Genomic DNA, 10,108 nt, shown 5'->3' on the forward strand with positions numbered 1-10,108 from the left:
GGGTGTGCCGGACGTAAAGCGAAGCAGTCCGGCACACCCCACCCGCGGAGGCCCGTCACCGCACCCGACAGCCCCGCGCAGCGGACCGGCCCGCCGCAGGCGCAACGGCGGGGAACCCGCAAACATCACCTCAACCCACGCCCCGCGCAGCGGACCCGAAACGGCGCGAGGCCCCACGGCGGGAACGCCGAAAACGTCAGGCCTCAAGCCCAATGGCAAACGCGGCCTCAAGGTCATGCTGGCTGTACGTGCGGAACGCAATATGCGTCTCCGTCGAGGCCACGCCAGGGATCTTGCTGATGCGGCCGGGGATGACGTCCGCGAGGTCGTCATGGGCGGCGACCCGGACCATCGCGATCAGGTCGTGGGCGCCGGTGACCGAGTAGACCTCGCTGACTCCGTCCAGTGCGGCGATCTTCTCGGCGATCTCCGGGATCTGGTCCACGTTGGTCTTGATGAGCACGATCGACGTGATCACGGCTGGCTCTCTTCCTCGGTCGCCCGGTCGTTCGCCCTGGTGGCCCCCACACTATCCCTCCGGTAGCGGGCCCATGCGTAGAGGAAGCCGAGGGTGAAGCCGATGACATGGGCGAGGTAGGCGACGCCGGGGCCGCGGGGGTCGTCCTGGGCGGCCTGCCACTGGATGCCGAACCAGAAGAGCAGCACGAGCCAGGCGGGGAAGCGCAGCGGCAGGAAGAAGAGGAACGGGAAGAGGCTGGTGACGCGGGCCGTCGGGAACAGGTAGAGGAAGGCGCCCAGTACGCCGGAGATCGAGCCCGAGGCGCCCACCAGCGTCTGGCCGGAGCCGGCGTGCGCGGCCGCGTAGCCGAGCAGCGCCAGGTAGCCGATGATGAGGTAGAAGGCGGTGAACGGCAGCCGGCCCATGCGTGCCTCGGCCATCGCGCCGAAGACGTACAGGAACAGTATGTTGCCGAGCAGGTGCAGCCAGCTGCCGTGGACGAACAACGCGGTGAGCGGAGTGATCAGCGCCCGTACCGAGCCGCCCCACAGTTCCAGCGGGATCACGCCCCACCGCTCGAAATAGGCGGTCTGCGCCTTCAACAGGGCGTCGCCGGTGCCGTATATCCGGATCAGGCCGGAGGCGGGGCCGAGCACGAAGATCGCGCAGCACAGGCCGATCAGCACATTCGTCACCCGCGAGAACACCGCGGTCAGGGACCGGGTGGGCGGCGGACGGCGGGAGAGGAGACCGGACGAGCGGGGAGATCGAGGGGTGGGGGCCGGCGCCGTCATGAAGTGATCATGGCTTAATGCGGGCAATCGGGACAGAGTGCCTCGCCGTGTCCCGGCACCTGGGCGGGGCCCGCAGCGGGCCCCCGTCAGGCCGTAGGGTTACAGGCAGTACTTTGCGTACTTCCGCAGTCCGACGGCGCACCGCGTGAACCGCGCAGCAGCACATGACGATGAGCACGAAAGAGGACGACACGATGGCTGTTCCCCTGCCGACGGCGGGAACCCGGTGGCGCTGCACGCTGTGCGGCAACCTCACACGTTTCGATGTGACCCGCCGGTCGAAGGTGGTCGAGTACGTCCACCTGGACCTGGCCGGGGACCCGAAGGTGGAGGAGCGCGAGGTCCTCAGTGAGAGCATCGAGTCCGTGCGCTGCCGCTGGTGCAACGCGGTCGACCAGATCGAGCTGGTGGACCGTCCGGGCGCGAACGCCTGAGATCGGAGCGATGCAGCCGTGGTGGACCGTCCAGAAGGGGAGCCGGGGGCCCAGCGTGACGACGTACCCGAGGGTGCGGCGGACGAGGTGCTCGACCGACCGCTGCCCGAGGGCGTACGGCGCCGGGTCGTGGCGCTCACCGCGGAGTCGTTCGGTGCGCTGACGGTCGCCGAACTCCCGCCCCCGCTGCGGCAGTACGCCCGGTTCACCCCCACCCGCCGGGCCAAGTTCGCCGGCAACGCGATGGCCGCGGCGCTGGAGAGCGACGCGGTCTTCCGGCAGCGGATCGCGGGCAAGCTGCGTGAGGCGCAGGCGGAGCTGGCCGCGGCGCTGGAGCACGGCACCCCGCCCGCGGCCGCCGATCCGCTCGATGTCGCGGCGGCGGCCTATGTGCTGCGCCCCGAGGGCTGGGTCAAGCTCGTCGCGGCGGCCGGCGAGGAGGCCCAGCGGGCGCGTGCCGAGCGGGCCGGCGAGGAGGCCGAGCGGGAGGTGGCCCGGCTGCGCGAGGAACTGGCGCAGGCGCGTGGCGAGGCCCGTACGGAGGCCGACCGGATTCGGGTGGACCTGGCGGCGGTCCGCAAGGAGAACGAGTCGCTGCGGCGCAAGCTGCGCAGTGCGCTCAGCGACGTCAAGCGCGGTGAGGCCGCGGTGCGCAAGGCCGAGGCCGCGCTGACGGAGGCGCGGGACCGGGCGGCCACGGACAAGACCGCCGCGGACAGCGAGGTGCGCCGGCTCAAGGCGCGGATCGCCGAGGTCGAGACCACGCTGGAGACCAGCCGGCGGGCCGCCCGCGAGGGCCGCAGCGTCGAGGACATGCGGCTGCGGCTGCTGCTGGACACGGTCCTGGACGCGGCGCAGGGGCTGCGCCGCGAACTCGCCCTGCCGCCCGCGAACGTGCACCCGGCGGACACCGTCGAGGCGGTCGCGCCGGGCCGGATGACGCCCAAGGACATCGCGACCCGGGCGCTGTCGGAGATGGACCCAGCACTGCTCGACCAGCTTCTCGCCCTGCCGCAGGCGCATTTGGTGGTGGACGGCTACAACGTCACCAAAACCGGCTATCCGACCATGCCGCTCGAAAAGCAGCGGCTGCGCCTGCTGGGCGGGCTCGCGGTGCTGGCGGCGCAGACCGGTGCCGAGATGACCTGTGTCTTCGACGGGGCGGAGCTGGCCGCGCCGGTGCTGCTCGCGCCGCCGCGCGGGGTCCGGGTGCTGTTCAGCAAACCGGGCGTAACGGCCGATGAGTTGATTCGTCAGCTGGTAAGGGCCGAACCGCCCGGCCGCCCGGTCGTCGTGGTCTCCACGGACCGGGAAGTGGCCGACGGTGTGGCGAAGGCCGGGGCGCGCCCGGTGGCATCGGCCCTGCTTCTCAAGCGACTTGCCCGGACCTGACGGGTACCCCGCCGCGGGCGCCGGACGGGGAAATACGCCAATGATCCGTACCGCAGCGTCAAGTGGCGCTCACTGCCTGTGCGATGTTGGTAAAGGATGGGGTTTGTGACACAGAATTTTCCCGTGAGGATTTGAAGCGATCACAGCTCGGTTACTAAGGTCAGGCCCCGAACCTTCATGCATCTGATCATCCAACCGGGATGAACCGTGAAGGAACCGCCGAGTCCGCGGCGTTCACGCGGAGCCGGGGTCTCACCCCCCCCACTTCCCGGTAGGCGGCTGGAGGAAGAAGGAGCTCGCCCCCGTGGCGTCCCACCGTCGACCCAAGCAGCCGAGCCGTACTCGCGTGACCGTGCTCACCGCCACCGCCGCGGCGGCCGTGGCCCTTTCGTCCCAGGCCGCCCAGGCCGACCCCCACCAGTCGAAGAAGGACGTCAAGTCCGAGGTCGACAAGCTCTACGAGCAGGCCGAGCAGGCCACCGAGAAGTACAACGGGGTCAAGGAGCAGCAGGAGAAGCTCCAGAAGGAGGTCGACGACCTCCAGGACAAGGTGGCCCGTGGCCAGGGTGAGCTCAACCAGATGCGCAAGGGCCTCGGTGCGGTCGCCTCCGGCCAGTACCGCAGCGGCAGCATCGACCCCTCGGTCCAGCTGTTCCTCTCCGGTGACCCGGACACCTACCTCGAAAAGGCCGCCACGCTCGACCAGTTGAGCGGCAAGCAGGCCGACGAGCTGAAGACCGTCGCGGACAAGCAGCGCCGGCTCGCCCAGGAGCGCGCGGAGGCCGCGGGCAAGATCAAGGACCTCTCCGAGACGCGTAAGGCGCTCGGTGACAAGAAGGACGAGATCAAGGGCAAGCTCGGCAAGGCGCAGGAGCTGCTCAACACCCTGACGGCCAAGGAGCGGGCGGCGCTGCAGGCCAAGGAGGCCCGCGCCGACCGCAGCAACCAGCGGGTGAACCTCGGTGACGACGTCCCGGCCTCGCAGCGCGGTGCGGCCGCCCTGCAGGCCGCCCAGGCCAAGATAGGTTCGCCCTACGTCTGGGGCGCCACCGGCCCGTCGTCCTTCGACTGCTCCGGTCTGACGTCCTGGGCCTACCAGCAGGCCGGCCAGTCGCTGCCGCGTACCTCGCAGGCGCAGGCCAACGCCGGTACCCGGATCGGCTCGCAGAGCGCCCTCAAGCCCGGCGACCTGGTGCTCTTCTACGGCGACCTGCACCACATCGGCCTCTACGCGGGCAACGGCCAGGTCCTGCACGCGCCGAAGCCGGGCGCCTCGGTGCGCTACGAGCCGATCGGCAACATGCCGTTCGCGTTCGGCGTGCGGGTCTGACCCCTCGCGCCAGCGCCTCAACCTGCCGCCCGAACGGGCGAATTGCGGCCCCGGTCGCCGACCTGCCGCCCCGCCGGTGACCTGCACAGTCACCGGCGGGGCGGCTTTTTGCGGGCTAATGGGGCGTTTTGGCCGGTGTGCGCCCGCGCCGCTACTGTCTGCCCGCGCAGCATCCCGGTTCACCGACCGTCCTTCCGGGCGGCAGGGGCTTCCCCCGAGCTCTCGGCTGCGCTCGAGCGGGGTGGACCCCCCATGGAAGGAGTGCGGCTCTCGTGGTGTCCCACCGCCGTACCTCGCAGCACAGCCAGACCGCCCTCGCCGGAGTCACCGTGGCGTCGGCCGCCCTGGCGACCGCGGCCGCCGCCCTCTCGGCGTCCCCGGCCTCCGCCGACCCCGCCGGCCACCCGGGCGCCGGCCGTGCGGCGGCGACCGCGCGGGTCGACAGCCTCTACGTACAGGCCGAGCGGGCCACCGAGAAGTACAACGCCGCCCGGGACCGCACCAGGGAACTGCGCCACGAGGTCGCCGCCCTCCAGGACCGCACCGCCCGCGCCCAGGAGCGGGTCAACCGGATGCGCGGCAGGCTGGGCGCACTGGCCGCCGCCCAGTACCGGTCGGGCGGCGTGGACCCCACGGTCCGGCTGATGCTCTCCGAACGGCCCGACACCTACCTGGAGAAGGCCTCCGCGCTGGACCGGATCGGCAGCAGGCAGGCGGACGACCTGCGCGGCCTCCGGGCGGCCCAGCGCCGTCTGGAGCAGCAGCGCAGGGAGGCCACCAGGAAGCTCGCCGAGCTGGAGACCAGCCGGAAGGCCGTCGCCCGCCACAAGAAGGACGTGCAGGGCAAGCTGGCCACCGCGCGACGGCTGCTGCACGCGCTCCCCAAGGGCGACCGGGCGGCCTACGCGCGCGCCTCCCGCAGCGACGGGCACCGGGAGGCGGCCCCGGATCTGGGCGGCGCCGTACCGTCCTCCGGGCGGGCCGCCGCCGCTGTCGCCGCGGTGCGCGCCGCGGTCGGCTCCCCGTACGCCTGGGGGAGCAGCGGCCCCTCGTCCTTCGACTGCTCCGGACTCACCCAATGGGCCTACGGGCGGGCCGGAGTCTCGCTGCCGCGTACCTCCCAGGCCCAGCGGGGCGCCGGCCGGCAGGTGCCGCTCTCCCAGGCACGCCCCGGTGACCTGGTCATCTACCGCGGGGACGCCAGCCATGTCGGGATGTACGTCGGCAACGGCCAAGTGGTCCACGCGCCCTACCCCGGCGCACGGGTGCGCTACGACCCCGTCGGGATGATGCCGGTCTCGGCCGTCACCAGGCCCTGAGGCGGGACTCAGCGTTTTTGCCCGGACCGGGCCGGATCTACGATCGTCCGCATGTCACACCGGTGGGCGAGACGGCGGCCGTCGCGGGCCGCGACGGCGGGCTGCGGCGCCCTGCTGCTCGCGCTGCTCGCCCCGCTGGCCGGCTGCGGGCCGGCGGCCGGCCCGCCCGCCACGGCCCGCTTCCCGGACGTCCAGCGGATGCTCGACACCCGGGCGCGGGCCGTCGAGCGGCGGGACGCGGCGGGCTTCCTCGCCTCCGTCGACCCGCGGGCCCTCGGCTACCGCGAGCGCCAGCGCGCGATGTTCGCCCACCTGAAGGGCGTGCCGCTGACCGACTGGCACTACGACCTCGACTCCACCGACGCCTTCCCGCTCCCGGCCGACGGCGACCGGACCCGGCTGGCCGCGAAGGTGCGGCTGCGCTACCGCCTCAAGGGCTTCGACTCCGCGCCGGTGCACGCCGTCCAGTACCTCACCCTGACCGAGCGCGACGGCCGCTGGCTGGTCTCCTCCGACACCGACGGCGCTGCGGCCGGCCGCAGCGGGACCCGCCAGCTGTGGGACCAGGGGCCGGTCCGGCTGGTCCGCGGCCGCTACAGCCTGGTGCTCGGCGGCACCGCGCAGCGCGCGCGGCTGAAGGACCTGGCGCACCGGGTGGACCAGGCGGTGCCCGCGGTCTCCGCGGCCTGGAAGGGGAAGTGGTCGCGGAAGGTCGTGGTGGAGGCGCCGGACTCGGTCGAGGGGATGGCGCAGCTGATGGGCAGCGACGACCCGTCGGGCTATGCGGGGATCGCGGCGGTCACCACCGGGGAGGCGGGCGTCTCGACGACCGCGCCGGCGGACCGGGTGATCATCAACCCGGACGCGTACGAGGAGCTCAACGACCTGGGCCGCAGGGTGGTCCTCACCCACGAGACCGCCCATGTCGCCACCCGTACGGCCACCACACCGGCCACCCCGCTGTGGCTCTCCGAGGGCTTCGCCGACTGGGCCGCCTACCGCGGCATCCGCCGCAAGGCCGCCCTCACCGCCCCCGAGCTCACCCGTGCGGTCGCCGCCGGCAAGCTCCCGGCCCGGCTGCCCACCGACGAGGACTTCGGCTTCAAGGCGGGCGCCGACCGGCTGGCGAAGGCCTACGAGGGCAGCTGGCTGGCCTGCCGGATGATCGCCGGGAAGTGGGGCGAGGCCAAGCTGCTCGCCTTCTACCGGGCGGCGGGCAAGGGCGCGCTACGGGTCCCGGCGGGCCACGAGGGGGCGCCGATGGAGGTGGCCACGGCGGCCCCGGCCGGGCCCCGCCCCGCCACCCCGGCCGCCCGCACCGGGGAGCGGCCGAAGGCCCGCGCCGACCGGACGGACCACGCCATGCGTACCCAACTGGGCGTCAGCATGCCGGAGTTCACCCGGCTGTGGCGGGCGTATGTGCGCAAACAGCTGGCGCGGTGAGGGCGGGGGACGGGCTCAGGGCGCGGTCGGTGCCCCGTCCGCGCGCGGCTGCGCCGCCGCGGTGCCGGTGAGCTCCACGGGAGCGGCGGCGTCCCCGTCGGCCGCGCTGCGCGCGCGGACCACGTCCGCCGTCCCGGGCCGCCCGCGCCCGTCGCCCCGCGTCGCGCGCCACAGCCGGCGGCAGGCGAGCAGCGACGCGGCGACCAGCAGCCCGTTGCGCACCAGCAGCAGGGCGACGCCCCACGGGTCGCTCGCGACGACCTGGCCGAACCCGACGGGGAACTCCAGCAGTGTGACGCCGGTGGCGAGCAGGACCAGGACCACCGGCAGCGTCTGCCGGGCGGCCCGTACGGTCACACACACCGCGCCCAGCGCCACCAGCCAGAGCATGTACTGCGGGCTGATCACCCGGCTGGTGGTGGTGAACAGCAGCGTGGCGGTGAAGGCGGCCTCGCACAGCGTCGCCGCGCCCAGCTCCCGGACCCGCACCCGCCACAGCACCAGCCAGCCCGCGGCGGCCAGGCTCAGGGTGAGCGCCACGGTGCTGACGAAGGGGACACCCGGGCCGAGGAACTCCAGCGAGCCGTAGTTCAGCAGCACCTGGCCCTCCCACCCGAACTGGCGGGCGACGTGGAAGACCAGCGCGCCGAGCGACTCGACCTCGGTACCGCGGTCGCGCTGGAAGGTGAGGAAGGACAGCGCGCCCGGTGCGGCGGCCACGAAGAACAGCGTCAGCCCCGCCGCGGTGCCGGCCGCGCTCCACCACAGGGCACGGGCCCGGCGGCCGCGCAGCGCCGCCCCGGTCAGCAGCAGCGCGGGCCAGACCTTCAGCAGCGCCCCGAAGGCGACCAGCGCGCCCGCCACCCGCGGCCGCCGGACGGCCGCGAACAGCGCGGCGACGGCCACGGCGGTGACCATCAGGTCGTAGCGGGCGTAGGCCGTCGGGCCCAGGAGCGCCACCCCCGCGATCCACACCCAGGCCCCGGCCGGCCGGTGGTCCGCCCGGCGGCCGGCCCGCAGCAGCAGCGCCAGCGTCGCCGCGTCCGCCGCCAGGATCAGGGTGAAGAACGCCGTGGTGTAGTCCAGGAACGGCAGCAGCCCGGGGAAGAGGATCGCCAGTGCGGCGGCCGGCGGGTACTGCCAGGTCACGTCGTTCAGGGGGAAGGTGCCGGTCTGCAGCACGGTGAACCAGCCCCGGTAGATCACCGAGACGTCGGTGGCGACATCCGGCCCCGGCAGCACCAGCACTCTCAGGACGCACAACAGGACCACGGTCCGGGTCACGGCCCAGACCGCGACCGGGAGCCACACCCCGCGCGCTCTGCTGATGCTGGTCATCGTCACCTCATCGCTTCTCGGCCGCTGCCCGTCGGCGCCGCCCGCGGCCATCGGCCCGGCGCCCGTTCGCTGCTCCCCGTACCCGCCGCGCGGCCGGCGCGTGCTCCGCACATGATGCCGGTGGCGGCTGTCATGACCGTAGACGAGGCACCGGCGCGGCCGGACCGGCGGCCGCCCACCGGGCACCGGCCGCCACCCGACCGGTACTGTCGGGCACCAGCGCTGCGACCGACCGCCGAGACCGAACCCGCGAGAGACCATCGTGCAGAAGACCCTGATCGTCACGAACGACTTCCCGCCCCGCCCCGGCGGCATCCAGGCCTTCCTGCACAGCATGGCGCTGCGCCTGGACCCCACCCAGGTCGTGGTCTACGCCTCGACCTGGAAGCGCACCGCCGAGGGGCGCGCGGCCACCGCCGCCTTCGACGCGGAGCAGCCCTTCCCGGTGATCCGGGACCGTACGACGATGCTGCTGCCGACGCCGCGGGTGACCCGGCGGGCCACCGCGCTGCTGCGTGAACACGGCTGCTCCTCCGTGTGGTTCGGGGCGGCGGCGCCGCTCGGGCTGATGGCGCCCGCGCTCCGTGCGGCCGGCGCCCGCCGCCTGGTGGCGACCACGCACGGCCACGAGGCGGGCTGGGCCCAGCTGCCGGCCGCCCGCCAACTGCTGCGCCGGATCGGTACGGGCACCGACACGCTCACCTACCTCGGCGAGTACACCCGCTCGCGGATCGCCGGCGCGCTCACCCCGGAGGCCGCCGCGCGGATGGTCCAGCTGCCGCCCGGCGTCGACGAGAAGACCTTCCACCCCGGTTCGGGCGGCGACGCCGTACGGGAGCGGCTCGGGCTCACCGGCCGCCCGGTGGTGGTGTGTGTCTCGCGGCTGGTTCCGCGCAAGGGCCAGGACACCCTGATCGAGGCGATGCCGGCGGTGCTCGCCGCGGTGCCCGACGCGGTGCTGCTGATCGTCGGCGGCGGCCCGTACGAGAAGGAACTGCGCGCGCTGGCCCAGGAGAAGGGCGTCGCGGACGCGGTGCGCTTCACCGGCGCGGTCCCGTGGGAGGAGCTGCCGGCCCACTACGGCGCGGGCGATGTCTTCGCGATGCCGTGCCGCACCCGCCGCGGCGGGCTCGACGTCGAGGGCCTCGGCATCGTCTACCTGGAGGCCTCGGCCACCGGCCTGCCCGTGGTGGCGGGCGATTCCGGCGGCGCCCCCGACGCCGTCCTGGAGGGCGAGACCGGCTGGGTCGTCCCCGGCGGCTCCCCGGCCCCCACCGCCGACCGCCTCGTCGCCCTGCTCCGGGACCCCGCGCTGCGCCGCTCGATGGGCGAACGCGGCCGCGCCTGGGTGGAGGAGAAGTGGCGCTGGGACCTGCTGGCGGAACGGCTGAAGGAACTGCTGTAGGCGGTCCCCGCAGGCCGGGCCGGACGCACGAATCCGCCGCCGCGGCGCAGGGCCACGACGGCGGATTCGGCGGTACGGGGAGCGGCCCGCTGCTCGCCCCTAGGACCTGTCGTCAAACTCCCGCCTGCCCCGCGGCGCCTGGCACGCACGCTCGCCGCGTTGTCGGGTTCACCCCGATACACCCAGTATCGGG

9 protein-coding genes are annotated in these 10,108 nt (G+C 73.7%); 6 read left to right on the top strand and 3 right to left on the bottom strand.

The window, feature by feature from the left end; genetic code table 11:
* Positions 1–196: 196 nt before the first annotated feature.
* Together ACWC9R_RS36315 and ACWC9R_RS36320 are read right to left on the bottom strand one after the other, a co-directional pair.
* Positions 197–478 carry an Lrp/AsnC family transcriptional regulator gene (locus ACWC9R_RS36315; protein ID WP_159746503.1) on the bottom strand — a complete coding sequence of 94 codons (282 nt, stop codon included), beginning with the start codon at positions 476–478 and terminating at the stop codon, positions 197–199.
* Positions 475–1,254, bottom strand: coding sequence for a rhomboid family intramembrane serine protease (locus ACWC9R_RS36320; protein ID WP_450738073.1), 780 nt, complete (start codon positions 1,252–1,254; stop codon positions 475–477). The genes ACWC9R_RS36315 and ACWC9R_RS36320 overlap by 4 nt, the downstream gene beginning before the upstream one ends.
* 194 nt (positions 1,255–1,448) lie before the next feature.
* Here ACWC9R_RS36320 and ACWC9R_RS36325 point away from each other — a divergent pair, with 194 nt between their 5' ends.
* From ACWC9R_RS36325 to ACWC9R_RS36345, 5 genes are all read left to right on the top strand, one after another.
* Complete coding sequence (locus ACWC9R_RS36325; RefSeq protein ID WP_026170342.1) at positions 1,449–1,688, top strand: hypothetical protein; 240 nt, start codon at positions 1,449–1,451, stop codon at positions 1,686–1,688.
* A gap of 18 nt (positions 1,689–1,706) precedes the next feature.
* Positions 1,707–3,080, top strand: a complete 1,374-nt coding sequence (locus ACWC9R_RS36330) for an NYN domain-containing protein (RefSeq protein ID WP_450738075.1) — start codon at positions 1,707–1,709, stop codon at positions 3,078–3,080.
* A 304-nt stretch (positions 3,081–3,384) separates the two neighbouring features.
* Complete coding sequence (locus ACWC9R_RS36335) at positions 3,385–4,410, top strand: NlpC/P60 family protein (protein ID WP_450738076.1); 1,026 nt, start codon at positions 3,385–3,387, stop codon at positions 4,408–4,410.
* 272 nt (positions 4,411–4,682) lie between these two features.
* Positions 4,683–5,729 (top strand): NlpC/P60 family protein, encoded by a 1,047-nt coding sequence (locus tag ACWC9R_RS36340; protein WP_450738077.1) that lies wholly within the window; start codon positions 4,683–4,685, stop codon positions 5,727–5,729.
* A gap of 51 nt (positions 5,730–5,780) precedes the next feature.
* The gene (locus ACWC9R_RS36345; protein WP_450738079.1) at positions 5,781–7,172 is read left to right on the top strand and encodes a hypothetical protein; all 1,392 of its coding nucleotides are present in this window, start codon (positions 5,781–5,783) and stop codon (positions 7,170–7,172) included.
* Between the two features lie 15 nt (positions 7,173–7,187).
* Here the strand turns inward: ACWC9R_RS36345 and ACWC9R_RS36350 are convergent, their stop codons facing one another.
* Positions 7,188–8,510: a glycosyltransferase 87 family protein gene (locus ACWC9R_RS36350; RefSeq protein WP_450738081.1), complete on the bottom strand. Its 1,323-nt coding sequence runs from the start codon at positions 8,508–8,510 to the stop codon at positions 7,188–7,190.
* Positions 8,511–8,772: 262 nt separating this feature from the next.
* On the opposite strand from ACWC9R_RS36350, the gene ACWC9R_RS36355 reads away from it, so the two are divergent.
* Positions 8,773–9,915, top strand: coding sequence for a glycosyltransferase family 4 protein (locus tag ACWC9R_RS36355; RefSeq protein ID WP_450738083.1), 1,143 nt, complete (start codon positions 8,773–8,775; stop codon positions 9,913–9,915).
* Positions 9,916–10,108: the final 193 nt, after the last annotated feature.

It is taken from the genome of Streptomyces sp. NPDC001219 (genome assembly GCF_053597915.1).

Excerpts from the sequence above, each read along its gene's own strand:
- ACWC9R_RS36320 (WP_450738073.1), bottom strand. The coding sequence starts at position 1,254 with ATGACGGCGCCGGCCCCCACCCCTCGATCTCCCCGCTCGTCCGGTCTC.
- ACWC9R_RS36345 (WP_450738079.1), top strand. The coding sequence starts at position 5,781 with ATGTCACACCGGTGGGCGAGACGGCGGCCGTCGCGGGCCGCGACGGCG.
- ACWC9R_RS36325 (WP_026170342.1), top strand. The coding sequence starts at position 1,449 with ATGGCTGTTCCCCTGCCGACGGCGGGAACCCGGTGGCGCTGCACGCTG.
- ACWC9R_RS36350 (WP_450738081.1), bottom strand. The coding sequence starts at position 8,510 with ATGACCAGCATCAGCAGAGCGCGCGGGGTGTGGCTCCCGGTCGCGGTC.